The following is a 17,852-nucleotide window of genomic DNA, read 5'->3' on the forward strand; positions in this document are numbered from 1 at the left end:
CGTTGGGCTGGCTTGATATTTGGCCTCATCGTTCCTTAATCATTAACTTAGCAAAAAGGGAAGTGCTATCTCGCTATCGCGGTTCTTGGTTGGGTGTTTTGTGGAGCATAATTAACCCAGTGCTGTTGTTGCTTGTGTATATGTTCGTTTTTGGCGTCATATTTCAAGCTCGTTGGCCTCAATCAACAGGGGTGGATGAAAACTTTGCTGCACTTCTTTTCAGTGGTTTAGTTGTGTATGTTTATTTTTCAGAGCAGCTTACGTCAGCTCCGAGCCTCGTCTTACGCCATGAGAATTTTGTTAAGAAAGTGGTCTTTCCGATTGATACCTTAGCTTGGGTGTCTGTCTTATCCTCACTTTTTCACTTTGTATTGTCCCTACTGGTATTATTCTTGTTTGTCGCTATTTGGGGGAGTGGGCTCAGTTTAAGCGTTTTTGCTTTGATCCCGTTATACCTGATTTTTACCGTACAACTTGTTGCCATGGTTTGGTTTGTCTCTGCGCTTGGAGTGTTTATCAGAGATGTAGTTTATATTGCATCTTTCCTTTCCACGGCTTTGTTCTTTTTAAGCCCTATTTTTTACCCAATCGAGGCTGTGCCTGAGTCATTTGCAAAAGTTATGCAAATTAACCCTTTAAGTTTCTATATCGAATCTACAAGAGAGATAGTTGTTCTTGGAAATTGGCCAAGCAGCAATGGAATGTTGATCGCAGGGTTCGTGGCAATATTAAGTTATATTGCTGCTGGTGCGTTTTTTGACCGTGTGAAAAGCGGTTTTGCTGATGTAATGTAGGAGTGGGAATGCTTGATTGTAATGATAGTATCTTAATGGTATCGCAATCAAAAAGGTTCTCTGAAGGTGTAGCAAGAGGTGGCACGCTACACTATATGGATTATCAATTTACTGATGAAGAGTCTCCAAATGGCTTAAGTGCTTGGGAGTGTGACGAGCATATTAAGGTCAAGGCATCATGCGAACCTGTTGCGGGTGTCTACAGGCAGCAAGCATTAAACCGGCTATTTGCGAAGAGAGTCCTGCAGACTAAACCATCTCAGGTTTTTATCGTAGGTGTGAATGGTGCTTCCATTGACCTTATACGTGTTGCCGACCTAATGGGCGTCAGAGCTATCGTTCTTATGGATACGCCACCAGCTGTACTGAGTGACGCCGGCGATAGGTCATGGTTAGAGGCCTGTATAAACAAAGCGGCCAGACGATATACACTGAATGCAGAGTTGAAAGAAGCTTGGAAAGGCTTTGAATGCTCAGTTTGGGAGGAAAAAATACCCATTTTGAGTCACAAAGGTAGCAGGCTCACCTTCGAATATGGCATCTACGAATTCTGTTTGCGAGATCACCCCTTACTTATGGCAATGCAGGAGAATGATGTTGAGCATTTTCTATCTTGCGAGCGAGTACTTGATTTGGGTTGCGGCGCTGGGTTGTTTTTACAGTTGTTGAAAGAGCGAGGAGTTGATGCTTATGGTGTGGAGCGAAACGAGTCGGTTGCTTACTATGGATGTGACACTGGGCTTGAGATCGTATGCCAAGATGCTTTAGAGCATCTTCGTACGACCAAAGATGAAGTTGATGGCATATATTGCTCACACTTTGTAGAACATTTGCCTATAGAGGCGGTAGAGAAGTTAATTGAATTGGTAGCTGATCGATTGAAACGTGGGGGCATCGCGGTTCTCACTTTTCCCGACCCTGAGTCGATTCGATCTCAACTTCTAGGGTTCTGGCGGGATCCTGAACATGTTCGCTTCTATCATCCAGAGCTTATTACTACGATGGCTTCAGTGTATGGCCTTGATTGTGAGTGGAGTAGCTATCACGACCAGGCGCATAATATATATCCATTCCCAGAGGAACCTGAGGCCTTGCCAGGCGATAGCTTATCAAGCAAACCTAAAATGGCTAAGCGAAGCTTATGGCAGAAAATACTATTCAAGTTAGGTGTGGTGAATAGCTATGACTTGGAAAACATCAAAGCATTGGAAGATAAGCTCTCATACCAGCAAAGTGTAATTGACAACCTTTCTAAGAGAACTGAGCAGCTTTGGAATATCAATCAAACCTGGTCGTGGAATGACAATGTCACTTTACGGTTCAAAAAGCGGTAATCAGCATGCATAGCAGATTGCAATGCCCTGTCGATATAATTATTCCGGTTTATCGTGGTTTAGAAGAAACGATAAGGTGCATAGAGGCTGCAAAACTATCGCTAAGCTTTGATGGGGTTAGACTAATTATAGTTGATGATGCTTCGCCGGAAGAAAAGATAAGTGCTTATTGCCGAAAGCAGTCTACAATCAAAAATATTGAATTAATTAGCAATACTCAAAACCTCGGCTTTGTTGCGAGTGTTAATAAGGCGATGCGATCTACCGATCGTGATGTGGTTTTGCTAAATAGCGATACTATAGTTTGTAATGATTGGTTGTGTAGAATTCAAGCATCTTCATATAGAAGTAATGAGATAGCTACAGCTACACCACTCTCAAACAACGCTAGCATTTGCTCGGTCCCCCTTATTGAAAACCTATATGTTCATGGAGAATTTCCACTAGAGAGAATTGATAATGTTGCTGCCAAAGTAAACAAGTCGGTGCTTGTGGATGTCCCTACGGGCGTGGGCTTTTGCATGTATATCAAGCGGGAGGCCTTAGAGCTAGTAGGTTATTTTGATGAAGATAGCTTTGGTAAGGGTTATGGTGAGGAAAATGACTTTTGTATGCGCTGTCTTGACCATGGCCTAAGAAATATCATGGCCCAAGATGTATTTGTTCATCACGAAGGAGAGGTTAGTTTCTCAATCGAGTCGACCAAAAGAAAAGAAGCGGCCGAGCGAAAGTTGCTGACCCTACATCCGCATTACGTGGATGAAGTAGAAAAATACTTACAAGATGATAAGTCTCTACAATATAAACTTAGATTGTTATCGGCTTGCCAATTGAGCAGTTTATTAAATAATCTTAAAGTTGAAAGAACTGTCCTGCATATACTTGGCTTAGATGGTGGGGGGAGCTTTCGGTATGTGGATTCCTTAGTAAAGGAGCTTCCTAAGAATATTAAACACTTTGCATTGCTGATATCTGAGGCGGGCTGTTACCTTCAGGATATAGAGACAAGTGTTAGCCTAGATTTAAGCCAGTGTTTTCCACAACAACAGATCCAAGAGCTATTGCTTGAGGACCTTGGGTTTAAAAATATTCACCTTCATCGGTTAAACGAAGAATCGATTGATCTGCTTAATCGCATCCCTCTTGAAAGAGTAAACTTGTATATAACTTATCATGATTTAAGCTTTGTAAGTGAAGGTGTTTTTGATGATGTCGCAAAGAAGGACTTTAGTTGCATATCAGACCTCAGAGATGATCGGTGGTTGGACAAATTTGCTGAAATTAGAAAGGCCGCCAAGGCAATATACTTTCCAAGTGAGTATCTAAAGTCTGTATATGAGGGCTTGCTTGGAAAAAGTAGTGTCGAAGATATTTTATGCCCAGACCCTCCTTTGCAGTTGAAAAAGCTTAGTTCTCAAGAAGAGGAGGAGATAGCACAAAATGTTGAGTTAGCATTTTCAACAGATAACAAAACGATTGCTATTGTGGGGGCGCTTGGAAATCATAAGGGCTTTGAGTACTTTGAGCAATTGAAGGATCTATCCATTAAGTCGGGTGGGAAAACAAACTGGCTGCATGTGGGGTACTCGGAAAAGGTAACTGGAAAAAATGTTGAGCGGAACTACATTGTCACTGGTGCCTATGAGCCTGATTGTTTAGCGGCGATATTGTCGAGTTATAAGGTTGATTTGATCTATTTTCCTCCTGGAGTCCCAGAGTCCTATTGTTATGCCCTTTCAGATGTAATGTGTATAGATGCCCCAGTAATCGCACATAATCGAGGGGCACTGGCAGAGCGTGTTAGCATGTACTATTGCGCAGCTAACCTTTTGGCTAGCGATGAAGCTGTCGCAAGTACATTGGCTTTTCTTGAAAGAGAGGGGCACTCTAAAAGAGGGCAAACAGAAAGTACTCTGGAACGAGAAAAAATTGAAAGTTATATTGAGGGCTTGCGAATGAATATCTCAAGCAAGGTGGATGACGAGAACTTTTTTGCTTTGCAGGAGCAAATGAAGTATTTCAGTGTTGATCAGCTACCATATCGTCAAGAGCTTAAAAAGCTCGCTGACACGAAAGAGTTTTTACAATCTCAGTTGAAGAACTCTAATGAGGAAATAGCTGCTCTCGCCGAACAGGTGGGGGAGCATAGAGCTTGGCAAGAAAAGCTGATGGTAGATATTGAAGCTCAAAACGAAGCAATTGCCAAGCTGCATGCCGAATATAACGAGTTGCTAGCTAGGGAAGAAGAGCTAAAACAGGAATTAGCAGGAAAAGCGGTTGAGATAGAAAAGCTGAAATATGAATTTCATATGGCAAGCTATTCTATTAAAAGAATCTGCCATAACTTATATGGTTACTTTGTTAGATATTTTAAAGAGAGATTGAAATTGTGAGTATAGGAGCGCTGGATATATTTCTGGTTGTTTTTCATCCGAAATTAAGCGATTTAGATGAGATTTTTAGTGCGCTTCTATCTCAAGAACAGCATAGTTTCGATGGTATCAATATACATATTTGGGATAACTCATTAAAACAAGATCACAAGCTAGGTTTAGCTCAGCTTAAAGAAGGGTTTGAGGGGCGATTCAATAGCTTTAACTTGATTGTTAGCGAGGAAAACTTGGGTTTTGGCCGGGCAAACAATCGCTTGTCCGAAAGGTCGTCGTCTCCATGGATCTTCTTGCTAAACCAAGATGCTATTCCTGAGCCTGATATGTTGGCTGAACTGTCTCGGCAAATTGAAAATTCAGACGAAACAGTAGTGGCTTGGGAGTGTCGACAAATCCCTTATGAGCATCCGAAGGTTTACAACCCATCAAGCTTGGAAACCGAGTGGAATTCGGGTGCTGCTGTTGTGTATCGCCGTAAGGCATATCAAGAAGTTGGTGGCTTTGATGAAAACTTTTTTATGTATGCGGAAGATGTAGATCTTTCATGGCGTTTGCGTGCTTGTGGATACAGATTAAAATATATTCCAAGGGCGGCTGTCTATCACGATACATATTCTGAAGCAGGGGAGGTTAAGCCGATTCAGGCCATCGAAGGTACCCTAAATAATCTCCTAATGCGAGTGAAGTATGGGAGTTGGGCAGATATTCGTGCTGGGGTATTGGGTGTTTTGAATGAGGCCCGGCGGCCACAGTCTTTTCCTGGGCGAAGATTACAGATGGCATTGTTAGTGCCGAGAATGCTAAAACGAATGCCTAAGCTGCGGCGTGCAAATAAAGCTTTTCGTGAAAACTTTAAACCTAGCTTTGTTCATTGGGATTATTCCTTACATAGGGAGGGAGCTTTCTTTGAGTTTCGACGTCGCAATGCTAGTGAGTTTGAAGCTCTTGTCAGTATTGTTGTGCGAACGCACAAGAGGCCGGAGTTTTTGAGAGAAGCCTTGTTAAGTCTGGTCAATCAAACTTATAACAATTTAGAGATCATAGTAATTGAAGATGGAGAGGATACTGCGAGAGAGCTTGTTGAAAAAGAATTCTCTGAGGCAAATATTAGCTACCATGCTACTGGTAAGAATGTAGGAAGGTCGGAGGCTGGTAATATTGGGCTTGCAATGGCTAATGGTGAATGGCTTGGCTTTTTAGATGATGATGATCAGTTTTTTTGTGATCATGTAGAGGTTATGGTGCAGTCTGCCCAAGAAAATCAGACAAAAGGCATTTATGGCACGGCTTGGGAGGTGGCAACTGATGTAGAGTCAGTCACGCCTCTTGCTTATACAGAATTTGATTCTAGAACAGTATACAAGCAAGAGTTTTGTCGCCCTCTTATGTGGCATAGAAATTACTTGCCAATACAGTGCGTATTGTTTCACCGAGAGATCTATAAGCGTTGGGGTGGCTTTGAAACTGACATGGATCAGCTTGAAGATTGGAATCTTTGGACGAGGTACACTTTTGAACATGATTTCAAGTTGGTGGATAAGACAACATCAAAGTATCGAGTACCTTACTGTGAAAAGGTGTCTGCTGATCGGCAGGAGAAGCTAGATGCAGCTTACCAACAGGCACTTGAGAAGCAAAAACAATTAGAGTTAAAGATTGGAATAGCGGATTTTTTTGAGCTATATCATTCCATGCCAAAGGAGCAGGTCGCGGAGAGACTTCCATTTTCTATTAAGTTGAAGCACGCATTAAAACAAAACGTTAAGCGTTTTATTTAAAAAGAGAGTGCCCCTTGGATGTGAACGTAAATAAAGAGCTGCTTTCGATTGTGGTGAGTTATCAGCCAGATCTGGATCAGCTTAAAAACTTACTTGATTCTCTTGCGAAACAAAGTCATGTTTGTTTAGTCGATAACGGTTCTAGACAAGCTGAAGAGATCGCACAGCTAGCCGAAGATCGCGTACAGTTTTTTTTCCCTCAAGCTTTAAATATTGGTTTGGCTGAAGCCCTAAATTTGGGAATTCGATGCGCTGAGGAAGAGTCTTATCAGGCAGTATTGCTATTTGATCAAGATAGTACCCCCGTGGGTGATTACGCAGCTAATATACTTGGTGTTTATGATAGCTTGCAGAGTGAAAGTCGTCACCGCTGTGCTGTAATAGGACCCCGCTTACTTGACCCTGAAACAGGTAGGGGGACAGACTTTAAGCTTTTTTCTGGCTTGGCAGCGAAGTCGGATAAGCAGCTAGACGAGTTGCTTGGTGTTTACGAAAGTAGTTTTGTCATCACTTCTGGTAGTTATATCCCCTTAGAGGTCATGAGGCGAGTTGGCCCAATGAAAAGCTCATACTTTATAGATAATATTGATCTAGAGTGGTGTTTTCGTGCAACTTCTTTGGGGTTTCTAGTGCTGGGGTGCGACGATGCGAGTCTGATTCACTCAATCGGCGAAAAGCAGGAAAATTCACTTTTTAAACGGCTAGGGTTTAAACATCACAACCCGAAAAGGTTTTACTACACAACAAGAAATAGAATCGACTTGTATCGACAGAATTACTCTCCCGTGGGTTGGAAGGTGAGAGATATAGCCCGCTTTGCTTTAAAAACTTCGTTGCTTCTGTTGCTAAGTAAAGACCGAAAGCAAATTTGGCACTATACCAAACTTGCTTTTTGGGGCAGGCCAATTGAATGTTGACGGCCTGATTATAGCTGCATGCCCATCAGCTTACGTAGCTTTTTAATTGTAAAGGTTTCCTTCAATTGAAGCGCTTCTACATTATTTAGACCGGCTTTATTGCCACCCCCTATACAAAATTTATCAGTGGTTTTTTGGGGGGCAGTCGAAAAGTTGCTACATTGGTCGACCCATAAAAAGTGGGACTCGCTATCCAACTCTTCAATATGATCTTGAAAGGACTTGTGCCCAGCAGATCTATGAAATTGGAATCTTGCAACTGTTCTTAAATTCGGTTTAACCTCTAATAAAACAGGTAGCTTCATATGGTGTTGTGCAAAAGAAATTTGCCTCTGCTTCAAATCGATAGTAGTGTTTCCGATTAATTGAGGAAAGCTCCAGAATTCGAGTAGGTCATTTCTCCACTTGGGCAATTTTTGAAAGATATTTCTCGCTTCTTGTTGGGGTTCCGAAAGAAGGCTCTGTCCGAGCCCTATAGATCCTTTTAAGTTCATGTGTTCAATTAATGTTGGGGCGATATCAAGAGCAGAACCGAGCTTTTCAACTTGGGCGCTATCTTTGCTTGAGTCGAAAATCATTAATAGGTTGTTTCTTGGTTTCTTTTTAAGAGTATCCCATGCCAAATTTTTCATAGCTAGGTGATCTGATGCCAGGACTACTATAGTATTATTAGCTGCGTCAGAATCGAGAATAGACTGAATGAACTCCGATAGTAACTTGTCGCTACAATGAACAGAGTCGAGCATTGGATTTAGCCCATCCCGATAGCGTAAATTAGAACAGCTTTTAGAAATGTGACCTTTGGGGTGATGGGTGTCTAAGGTAAGTGTAAAAATACCAAAAGGCTGCTTCTTGCTCGCGAGTTTCTTAAATCGTTTTTTCACCAGCTCTAGAAGTTGGTCGTCATAAAGGCCCCAGGCAGACAGCTTTTCGCCAGCTTCTCCCCTTGCTTTGAACTCGCTAAGACCATCAACTGCTTTGAAACCATGGCTTTTGAAGAATTTACCTTTTCCAGCAAACTCTAGCTTTGCTCCACCTAGAAACTCTAGTTGATAGCCATGGTCGGCTAACAAATCCCCGAGGCAAACAGCCCCAGGTAGAAACTCTTGCATTCCCGACATGGAGTTTCCATGAGATGGTGTAACTAAAGGTATCCCACACTGGCTTGCAGTAATCCCAGCGATCGTCCAGCCAGTGCCATACACCTGTTTGATATTCGTAAACACGGATGCCTTTTTCTGTAGTTTGTTTAACCCTGGGGTCAAACCAGGAAAAAGGGACTCGTCAAAGTAATTCTGCTCTAAACTTTCCGCGTAGATGTATACAATGTTTTTTGCTTGTTTTGGTGTGGTACTTAATGTCGGCTTTACATAGTAGTTGTTAAAGTCCGATTGCTTTACTGGATTGCTTAGGCCTGAAAGTCTGTAAATATCGCTCAGGCTTGGATTGCTCAAGATGGCTGCAATTATGAGAGTAGCTGTCACCACACTTGCATATCTAGATGATCTAATAGGGGATGCTATAAAAAAAGTATAAACAATCAATATCGCTATTAAGATAAGAGCAAAACTTCCCCAGATGATTATATCTAAATACTCAGCAAACCCGGCACCACCTAAGCCATACTTCAGGTGGTAGATTGTAGCTTCGTCAATTCCGTTTCCGGTAAAAGAATCTGCCACTAAATAGGTGGTTATTAATACTACCCAGCAGCACGCGCCAGTAAAATATAATGCATTTAGGGCTTTTTTCGATTTGAAGTTAAGGCCAAGCAGTATTGCAGCACTAAATAAGAAGATGGAGCCAAAAAGGGAAAAATTGTACATCAAAGAAGATCCATTTCGCATGGTAGTATGTTATTTTCGAGTTTGTCATTGTAATGCAATCTTAATATGTTACCAAAGCCTCATTTTCATTTTGCCAAGGCTATTCAATGTCTTATAATTAAGTATCTTAACTTAAGGACGTTTCAATGCGCTGGAATGACATAGGCAATGAGACCTGCTCAGTATCCCGAGCCCTTTCTGTAGTTGGGGATCGTTGGAGCCTATTGATTATTCGCAGTGCTTTCCTGAAAGCTCGCCGCTTCTCTGATTTTCAGTCTGATATCGGACTAACTAAACACCGCCTCTCTGACCGTCTAAACAAGCTAGTTGAGGAGGGGGTTTTTGAGAAGGTCTTATACCAAGAAAAGCCTCTGCGCTACGAATATTTGCTGACTGAAAAGGGGTTGGATCTCTATCCTATTATGCTTTCGCTCGTACAGTGGGGGGATCGCTGGATGGCAGGTGATGCTGGTGCGCCCATTGAGTATGAGCATAAAAGCTGTGGTCAGCGTATCAAGCCGGCTTATTTCTGCCCGGACTGCAAAGAGCCAATACGCCCCCAAGATATGCGCCCTGTAGCAGGGCCTGCCCTCAAAGATTTAGATCTTGATGAGCTCCGCCCTGGAGTTCGTGCTTTGGCGAAATCTAAAAAGTAAGCCCTTATAACTCGACAGGCGATTTCGTTTTCAGCTTGATCTAAGTAAAGGGTTGCAAAATGGAACCTTGTGTTTAATGATATCTTTCATTCAGCGAATTGCATAGGTGAGATGATGACTGAGAAACAAGAAGTCGCTTTAGTGGTTGGGGCAGGCGATGCAATTGGAAGTGCCATAGCTAGGCGCTTTGCCGAAGAGGGTTATACGGTTGTCGCGGTGCGACGCAATGGCGACAAATTGCAATCGCTGGTATCCGAAATCGAAGCTGCTGGCGGTAATGCTCACGGCTGGTCGGTGGATGCCCGTGATGAAGAGGCCATCATTGCTCTATTTGCTCGTATCGAATCTGAGGTCGGGCCATTGGCAGTTACCGTGTTTAATGTGGGCGCCAATGTACCCATGAAGATCTTAGAAACCAGTAGCCGTAAGTTTTCTAAAATATGGGAAATGGCTTGTTTTGGCGGCTTCCTAACAGGTCGTGAAGCGGCCAAAACCATGTTGCCTCGTGGCAAGGGCACAATAATCTTTACTGGTGCTACGGCCAGTGTGCGCGGCGCAGCAGGCTTTGCCGCTTTTGCCAGTGCTAAACATGGTTTGCGAGCTCTGGCCCAAAGCATGGCTAGGGAACTGGCGCCCGAAAATATTCATGTGGCCCATGTCGTTATCGATGCAGCAGTAGATACCCAGTGGATTCGTGAAAACCTCTTAGCTCATAAACAAGAGCGCCCAGCTGATGACATCGTGCAACCAAGTTCGATTGCTGAGGCCTATGTACAGTTACACCGTCAGCCTAGAGATGCTTGGACTTTTGAAATGGATCTGCGGCCTTGGGTCGAAACTTGGTAGCGTTTATAGTCTTGGTGAATACTGACAATTTATTGCTGTTTGATTGCTTGTTCTTTTCTATGAGGCTCAGTAAAGTGAGCCTTCTCGTTTCTTCTGCCTTGCCCGATTTAAAAAGCACTAAGACTTTAGCAAGTTGAAGCCTTGATCACACGGCTTTGAAGACGTGCCCCATAGTAATATAAACAGTGAATGTAGCCGATGTACAAATTGAATCAATTGCTAGACACTTTAGAAGTCGAGCAACTGGATAAGTACCTTTTTCGTGGTACTTCCTTACCGCTAGCCTTGCCCCGTGTGTACGGCGGCCAAGTATTGGCGCAAGCAATCAATGCTGCTGCGCGCACTATTGAAAGTGATCGCCAGCCACACTCAATGCACGCCTATTTTTTACGCCCAGGTGACGCCAAGCGTCCCATTATTTTTGATGTCGATCCTATTCGAGATGGCGGCAGCTTTAATACCCGCAGAGTCGTGGCTAAGCAAAATGGCGCCGCTATTTTTAATTGCTCCATTTCTTTCCAGAAAGTAGAGCAGGGTTTAGAGCATCAAATGGATCTCCCTGCTGGCACACCTATGCCGGATGAGTTGGAAAGTGATCAGCTTCGCACTGAGCGTATTTATGCGGGGCACGCCGATAAAAGTGCCCCCTTTATTTTTCCGCTAAGCATGGTTGATATCCGCTCCACCCAACCCCAGCACCCAATCGATCCCGAACCAGCTGAACCAGAACATGGATTTTGGTTTCGCTTTAACGGAAAGTTAGCGGATAACGATAATATTCATCGCACCCTATTAACTTATATTTCTGATTATAAGTTGATGACTACGGGGCTAAGGCCACATCGTGTGCCGGGATTGATGGAGAAGATACAGGGCGCGAGCCTGGATCATTCCATGTGGTTTCACAATGCCGTGCGAGTTGATGAGTGGATCTACTATCATTTGGATAGCCCCAAAAGTGGCGGTAGCCGCGCCTTCAATCGCGGTAGCTTTTACAGCCACGATGGCCAGTTGCTAGCCTCTACAGCCCAAGAAGGCTTGATTCGAGTGCGAGATTAAGGCAACGATTGGTAGTTTTCGTCTCTCGCTTGAAAAACTTTGCCATGGTGGGCTTTGCTTTGCTGCCTTTATTATGGGGGCTTAGGCCCTAATAAAATGCTAAATAAGGAGCGCCACCATGAGAGTTTTTACCGAAGAGCAGGCCATGTTTCGCGAGGCCTATCGCAAGTTTTTAGAACAAGAAATTAGTCCTCACATGGAGCGCTGGCGCGAGCAGGAAATTGTTGATCGCGAGGCATTCCTAAAAGCTGGTGAGCAAGGCTTCTTGATGATTTGGCCAGATGAAGAATATGGCGGTATGGGCGATCGCGATTTTCGTTATGAGCAAATCATTATCGAAGAAAATGCACGTGCCGGTACCGGTGAGTGGTTCGCGACGCTGCATAGCCGTTTAGTTGGCCCCTATTTAGATCACTTTGGGAATGAAGAGCAGAAAAAGCGCTTTTTACCGCCTTGTGTTCGAGGTGAAAAAATTCTTGCTATCGCAATGACCGAGCCTGACGCGGGTAGCGATCTAGCCGGCATGCGCAGTACCTTAAAGCCCGATGGTGACGACTTTATTCTTAATGGTTCAAAGACCTATATCTCCAACGGTATTAATGCGGACCTCATTATCGTTGCGGCAAAGAACGACCCTGAAAACAATCCACATGCCATGACTCTAGTCGTTGTGGAACGAGATATGGAAGGTTTCGAGCGTGGCCGTAATCTCGATAAAATGGGTATGAAGGCCCAGGATACCGCCGAGCTATTTTTTAATAATGTGCGCATTCCCAAAGACAATGTTTTGGGTGAACCAGGTCATGGCTTCTTCTATTTAATGCAAGGTTTAGCAGAAGAGCGTTTGATTGCAGCCGTTGGGTCAACGGCGAATGCTCGTCGGGCATTTGATTTGACGCGTCAGTTTGTGATGGAGCGAAAGGTTTTCGGTAAGCCACTTTCCCATATGCAAAACACTCAATTTACCATGGCGGAAATGGATGCAGAGATCGATATCATGCAGGCCTATGTAGATACTTGTGTAACCCTGCATAATAAAGGTGAGCTAAGTGTCAATATGGCGGCTAAGGCAAAATTACAGGCCAGCGAAATTGAAGGCCGCATGTTGGATTTGGGCGTACAGCTTCACGGCGGAGCCGGCTATATGAAAGAGTACCCAATTTGTAACATGTTCACCGATGCCCGCATCAATCGCATATTGGCAGGTAGTTCAGAGATCATGAAGTTGATCATTGGCAGAGATGTGTTCTCTGAGAATTATCAAAGCATTCTAGATTAAGTCTAAATTTCTTAATTACTGCTCAGTTTTGTCTAGGCTAAATTCTTAAAAGTTAGACAAAACCGAGACTTTGTCTCAATTCCCTTGAGTTAAGACGGGCTGTGTACAACTATTTCAGTGTAATCACTGAATTGGAGCACAGCCCCGTGGCTTTTTTAGCTGAAACCTCGAATCCACATCAAAAAGCCTCGGCTGCCCCGGTTACGGTTTTGCTATGCAATCTTGGCACTCCTGAGACAGCAACAAGCTCAGCCCTGCGACCTTACTTGAAACAGTTTCTAAGTGATCCAAGGGTTGTTGAGGTGCCACGAATAATTTGGTGGTTTATTTTGAGATTGTTCATTTTGCCGTTTCGTCCTAAGGCTTCTGCGAAACTGTATCAGCAGGTCTGGACCAATGAGGGCTCACCTCTGCTTGTCACCTCTAAGGCGCAGCAGAAGCTTTTACAAAATAGCCTAGACTCGGTATATGGCAGCGGGCAGTATCATGTGGAACTGGCGATGAATTATGGTGCGCCATCCTTCGAGCAGGCGATTGCTAAACAGCGCCAGAGCTTTAGTAATAAGCTAATCGTTTTGCCTTTATACCCGCAGTACAGCGGGGCCACTACAGCATCAGCTTTTGATGCTTTAAGTGCCGAGCTGCAACATTCGCGTTGGGTTCCTAGCTTGAAGTTCATTAATAGTTACCATGATCACCCGCTTTACATTCAGGCGTTAAAGCAATCGGTAATCCGCCATTTCGAGAAACATGGTCGCCCAGATAAGCTTATTCTTTCCTATCACGGAACCCCCAAAGCCTACCTAGACAAGGGTGACCCTTATCATTGTTTCTGTATGAAAACCTCCCGCTTATTGGCCGAGACCCTAGAGCTTAAAGAGTCTGAATATGAAACCACATTCCAGTCCCGATTTGGCAAGCAGGAATGGTTGCAACCTTATACGGATATTCGTTTACAGCAGTTGCCTGCTGAGGGCGCGAAGAAGTTAGCCATTATATGCCCAGGGTTTTCTGCCGACTGTTTGGAAACCCTAGAAGAAATTCTGGTGGAAAACAAAGAAGTGTTTTTGTCTTCCGGTGGTGAAAGCTATGAATACATACCCTGCTTAAACGAGCAGGGCAGTCATATCGAATTAATGCGTTGTTTAGTTGAGGAAAATGCATTTGTAGATCATCAAAGCACATTGCCAAAGATAGTAGATCGTGTTGCTTGAAGCGGTGAAAACTCGCTAAGGTTTCTTGAGCATAACTTCCGGAGCTTAGCAATTGGTTTTTAGTTACGGTAAAGAAGGGGAATATCATGAGTTATAAAATTCGAGTTGGTATTAGCGCCTGTTTGCTGGGTCAAGAGGTTCGTTACAATGGCGGTCACTGCCAATCAATTTTGTGCTTGAAGACTTTGAGTGAATTTTTCGAGTATAGAACTTTTTGTCCAGAAGTTGCTGCTGGATTTTCGATACCACGTCCCACTATGCGTTTAACCGGAGATCCTGCAAAACCAAAGCTAAGCTATAGCGATGATCATAGTGTTGATGTCAGTGATAAATTGATTGCGGCAAGCCAAGAAGTTATGCCTGCCATGAAAGACCTGTATGGTTATATTTTGATGAAGAACTCTCCAAGCTGTGGTATGGAAAGGATCAAGGTTTACCAAGATAATGGTCATCCACATATGAAAAAGCGTGACGGCCTATTCACCGAACAGCTGCGCAAATCCTACCCCAATATGCCAATCGAGGAAGAGGGGCGCTTAAATGACAAGCCTCTTTATGAGAATTTTGTATTGCGGGTGTTTTGTTATCATGAGTGGCGAGAGCAGGTCTATAAGAATGTCAGTAAAGCTGCCATTATTAAGTTCCATAGTCGTCACAAATTTATTCTTCAGGCCCATAATTATGATAAAACCGTAGCGCTCGGTCGAATGCTGGCGAGTATCCATAAGATGGACTTAGTGGAGGTTGCTCAGGATTATGAGCAGCGTTTTATGGAAATTCTGGCTAAGCCAGCGAGTAAGGCTGGCCACTGCAATGTTATGATGCATATTCTAGGCTTTCTGAAAAAGACAGTTGATAGCCAGTCGCGTCAGGATCTTATTACGGTTATCAAGCGTTATAGAAAGGGTGAAATTCCTTTAATTACACCCATTACATTGCTAAAGCACTATACGCCTAGATTCGGCGGTGACTATATTAATTCGCAAAGCTATTTTGACCCTTACCCAGGGTCTTTGGGTTTGAGAAATACTCTTTAGGTTTGAGATATGCAGTTGGTTTGGCTTCGTAATGATTTGCGCTTGGATGATAATCCAGCGCTCTACTTTGCTTGCCAACAAGCTATCGACAATAAAGACTCTGTTTTAGTAGTGTATATTGCAAGCCCGAAACAGTGGCGAGCTCATAATGAGTCGCCCCGCAAGCTAGGGCTAATTCAAGAAACACTGAGGTGTTTACAGTCAACGCTTGCAGGTCTGGGCATACCTCTTGAGCTTCTAGAAACCGATAGCTTTATTGATATTCCTCGTGTATTAAGTACTTACTGCTTAAAGCACGAGATAAGCAAACTGCATTTTAATCGAGAGATTCCGCTAAATGAACAACGCCGAGATAAAGCGGTACAAGCTGAAATTTCGGCGATCGATGTCGCTGTAAAGTGTTACGCGGATGATAGAATCGTTCATAGAAATTTGCTCAGCAAACAAGGTGCGGTTTATAGAGTATTTACTCCCTGGTACAAAAGCTGGGTGCAGGAGTTGTTTAATGCTTTGCCAAAAGTCTTGCCGTCACCAGAAGCTGTGTCTTCGCCCGTAACTACAACAAAAGAGATATCCCTAAGTGGTGCGGAAGTATTTCGGGAAGATATATGGCTAAGTAATGAAGTCGACGTCTTAGCCTTGTTGGAACGCTTTTGCAAGCGCAAAGCGGCCGGCTACGAAGCATCGCGGGATTATCCGGCAATAGCTGGCACTAGTGTAATCTCACCCTATCTAGCGATTGGCTCTCTGAGTGCTAGGCGCTGCTTTCATCAGTTGGTTTTTTCGTGCGCCGAGCAGGGCGTGCATATCGGAGAAGCTATCGGTCATATCTGGACTCGAGAATTAGCCTGGCGAGATTTCTATCGATATTTGATGCTTAACTATGAGCATATAAGTCGAGGCGAGAACTTCAAAACGGAGCCTCTTGCCAGGGCTTGGCGAGTCGATACTGAAGCACAAGATGCTTGGAAAAAGGGTCAAACAGGCTTCCCTATTATTGATGCTGCTATGCGCCAGTTGTTGCAGACAGGTTGGATGCATAATCGTCTTAGAATGCTGGTGGCTAGTTTTTTTTGTAAGCTTCTGTGTTTAGATTGGCGCGAAGGTGAGAGGTTTTTTATGGAGCAGCTGTTGGACGGCGACTTTGCTTCCAATAATGGTGGCTGGCAATGGAGTTCTTCCACAGGCTGTGATGCATCACCTTGGTTTAGGATTTTTAATCCCACTACGCAATCAGAAAAATTTGATAAAGATGGTGAGTTTATTAAGCGCTTTGTCCCTGAGCTGGCTGCACTGGATGCCAAATCAATCCATTGTCCAAGCCCGGAGCAACGACTGGCACTTGATTACCCTGACCCAATTGTCGATTATAAAGAAGCACGCCAACAAGCCTTAGATTTTTTTAAAGTTTAGAGAATTTCCTGACATCACCTTCTTAACTAGAATGCTAATAGGGGCAACATTGGCGAGGGAAAGTATCTAAGAGTGATTTTTTATAATGCGGTCAAGTCTGTGATAAAAGTCCTCTAGCTCCTTGCGACTAGCACCACCACTATTGATGGTGTTATGAAATCCCAAGGTCACATTCACCTCTCGAAAGCTAAGGGTCACTTGATAACCGTCTGGGCCTTTGTCTAATTCAACTTGATCAAGACTAAAGCGATTTTCTACTTTTAGCCCGTGGTTCTCAATAAGACCTGCCGCAAGCAGTAAGCGCCTTCGATCAGCTGGCTGAGTCATAGCTTTATATTCTCGGCTTCAATCACCTGTTGGAGCATTTTCTCCATCGTATGCCTAGCGTGAGCAGTTTGCAGATAGATTCTATGATGCAAAATGGCGTCTTCGGTATCTCTGTTTTCGCATTGCTGGCTATAGCTTTCAAAAGCACAAAGTGACTGGATAAGCTCAGCAATATGTTTCGGGCATTCGCAATCAATAGCCGTGCTTACATTACTAAGTTTATTTAGTTGCGAGGGGTTAAATATATGGATAGGCGCCATTCCTGAGCTATCGATTTCTTCGTCTTGTTCAGCCTCTGGGGTAGCCAATTGGCTAATGGCTTGGTAAAGCTCGGCGCTGTTTAGCGGTGCTCTCCAAAGCTTGAAATCAAAGTTTCGAAGTTCTTCAACGAGTTCTCGAAGACCATAATGAAATACAACAAAGACCGACTCTACTCTTTGGCTTTGATAAAGCTCCCTGAGGCTATGTAAGGCGCTGGCGTTTATGGTTTCTATCTGTAATACCGCAATATCGAAATGCTCGCTTTCTGTGGCTTCTGATATTTGCGAGAAACTCCGTAAGCGAGCGGCCAGGTTCAGCTGCATATTATCATTGAGCTTAGTAATTAAGGTTGAAGGGATAGCTTCACCGCATAGCAGAATCTTGAGTTTACTGCTGTCTATTGATGGGCGGCTTTCAGATAAAGGCGTGTGCAATTCCTCTTGGCTACCCAAAGCTGAAAGTTCATCTTGGCTAAGAGTGGCAAGCTCACTAATTTTGTAGCCATCGTCGATTAAGTGTTTGATGGATCTTAGGCGAAATATATCGGCCTCGGAATACCTCCGGCGGCCGGTATCGCTGCGGCCCACTAAAAGGCTGGGGTGGCGACGTTCCCAGGCTCTTAAGCGGTGAGCGCTGATGCCAGTTTGTCGAGATACCGTCGCTATTCCGAATTCCGCTAGATTATTCATCGGCATTTCCTATACGTGTCTAGAATATATAT

Annotated in this window: 15 protein-coding genes; 12 read left to right on the plus strand and 3 right to left on the minus strand. The window is 43.8% G+C overall.

The annotated features are described in order from the left end of the window. Positions 1-2 precede the first annotated feature (2 nt). The 5 genes from Q1A08_RS06100 to Q1A08_RS06120 are packed head-to-tail and all read left to right on the plus strand — an operon-like array spanning position 3 to position 7,213. Positions 3-794, plus strand: coding sequence for an ABC transporter permease (locus tag Q1A08_RS06100; RefSeq protein ID WP_299771110.1), 792 nt, complete (start codon positions 3-5; stop codon positions 792-794). Positions 795-802: 8 nt separating this feature from the next. Then, positions 803-2,128: a class I SAM-dependent methyltransferase gene (locus Q1A08_RS06105; RefSeq protein WP_299770883.1), complete on the plus strand. Its 1,326-nt coding sequence runs from the start codon at positions 803-805 to the stop codon at positions 2,126-2,128. Positions 2,129-2,145: 17 nt separating this feature from the next. After that, complete coding sequence (locus tag Q1A08_RS06110) at positions 2,146-4,521, plus strand: glycosyltransferase (protein WP_299770884.1); 2,376 nt, start codon at positions 2,146-2,148, stop codon at positions 4,519-4,521. Next, positions 4,518-6,296 carry a glycosyltransferase family 2 protein gene (locus tag Q1A08_RS06115; protein WP_299770886.1) on the plus strand — a complete coding sequence of 593 codons (1,779 nt, stop codon included), beginning with the start codon at positions 4,518-4,520 and terminating at the stop codon, positions 6,294-6,296. The genes Q1A08_RS06110 and Q1A08_RS06115 overlap by 4 nt, the downstream gene beginning before the upstream one ends. A gap of 20 nt (positions 6,297-6,316) precedes the next feature. Then, on the plus strand, positions 6,317-7,213 hold the full coding sequence (locus tag Q1A08_RS06120) for a glycosyltransferase family 2 protein (protein ID WP_299770888.1): 897 nt from the start codon (positions 6,317-6,319) through the stop codon (positions 7,211-7,213). Between the two features lie 8 nt (positions 7,214-7,221). Here the strand turns inward: Q1A08_RS06120 and Q1A08_RS06125 are convergent, their stop codons facing one another. Next, entirely contained in the window at positions 7,222-9,039 is a 1,818-nt protein-coding gene (locus tag Q1A08_RS06125) for a sulfatase-like hydrolase/transferase (protein ID WP_299770890.1), read from the minus strand. A 146-nt stretch (positions 9,040-9,185) separates the two neighbouring features. Between Q1A08_RS06125 and Q1A08_RS06130 the strand changes: the two genes are divergently transcribed. The 7 genes from Q1A08_RS06130 (at position 9,186) to phrB (ending at position 16,543) form a co-directional block, all read left to right on the plus strand. Next, complete coding sequence (locus tag Q1A08_RS06130) at positions 9,186-9,695, plus strand: helix-turn-helix domain-containing protein (RefSeq protein ID WP_299770891.1); 510 nt, start codon at positions 9,186-9,188, stop codon at positions 9,693-9,695. 114 nt (positions 9,696-9,809) lie between these two features. Beyond that, a complete protein-coding gene (locus Q1A08_RS06135; RefSeq protein WP_299770892.1) occupies positions 9,810-10,541 on the plus strand; it encodes an SDR family NAD(P)-dependent oxidoreductase in 732 nt (243 codons plus the stop codon). A 198-nt stretch (positions 10,542-10,739) separates the two neighbouring features. Further along, positions 10,740-11,600: an acyl-CoA thioesterase II gene (locus Q1A08_RS06140; RefSeq protein ID WP_299770894.1), complete on the plus strand. Its 861-nt coding sequence runs from the start codon at positions 10,740-10,742 to the stop codon at positions 11,598-11,600. Positions 11,601-11,718: 118 nt separating this feature from the next. Then, on the plus strand, positions 11,719-12,879 hold the full coding sequence (locus Q1A08_RS06145; protein WP_299770896.1) for an acyl-CoA dehydrogenase family protein: 1,161 nt from the start codon (positions 11,719-11,721) through the stop codon (positions 12,877-12,879). A gap of 146 nt (positions 12,880-13,025) precedes the next feature. Next, positions 13,026-14,093, plus strand: coding sequence for a ferrochelatase (hemH, locus tag Q1A08_RS06150; RefSeq protein WP_299770898.1), 1,068 nt, complete (start codon positions 13,026-13,028; stop codon positions 14,091-14,093). 86 nt (positions 14,094-14,179) lie between these two features. Further along, positions 14,180-15,130 (plus strand): DUF523 and DUF1722 domain-containing protein, encoded by a 951-nt coding sequence (locus Q1A08_RS06155; RefSeq protein ID WP_299770900.1) that lies wholly within the window; start codon positions 14,180-14,182, stop codon positions 15,128-15,130. Between the two features lie 9 nt (positions 15,131-15,139). Then, complete coding sequence (phrB, locus tag Q1A08_RS06160; protein ID WP_299770902.1) at positions 15,140-16,543, plus strand: deoxyribodipyrimidine photo-lyase; 1,404 nt, start codon at positions 15,140-15,142, stop codon at positions 16,541-16,543. Between the two features lie 66 nt (positions 16,544-16,609). Here phrB and Q1A08_RS06165 read toward each other — a convergent pair whose 3' ends face one another. Continuing rightward, positions 16,610-16,870 carry a DUF3081 family protein gene (locus Q1A08_RS06165; protein WP_299770904.1) on the minus strand — a complete coding sequence of 87 codons (261 nt, stop codon included), beginning with the start codon at positions 16,868-16,870 and terminating at the stop codon, positions 16,610-16,612. Beyond that, a complete protein-coding gene (locus tag Q1A08_RS06170; RefSeq protein WP_299770906.1) occupies positions 16,867-17,820 on the minus strand; it encodes a MerR family transcriptional regulator in 954 nt (317 codons plus the stop codon). Before Q1A08_RS06170 ends, Q1A08_RS06165 begins: the two co-directional genes overlap by 4 nt. Between the last annotated feature and the right edge of the window lie 32 nt (positions 17,821-17,852).

The sequence above is a fragment of the uncultured Pseudoteredinibacter sp. genome, from assembly GCF_947500695.1.
In the GTDB taxonomy this organism is placed as follows: Bacteria; Pseudomonadota; Gammaproteobacteria; order Pseudomonadales; family Cellvibrionaceae; genus Pseudoteredinibacter.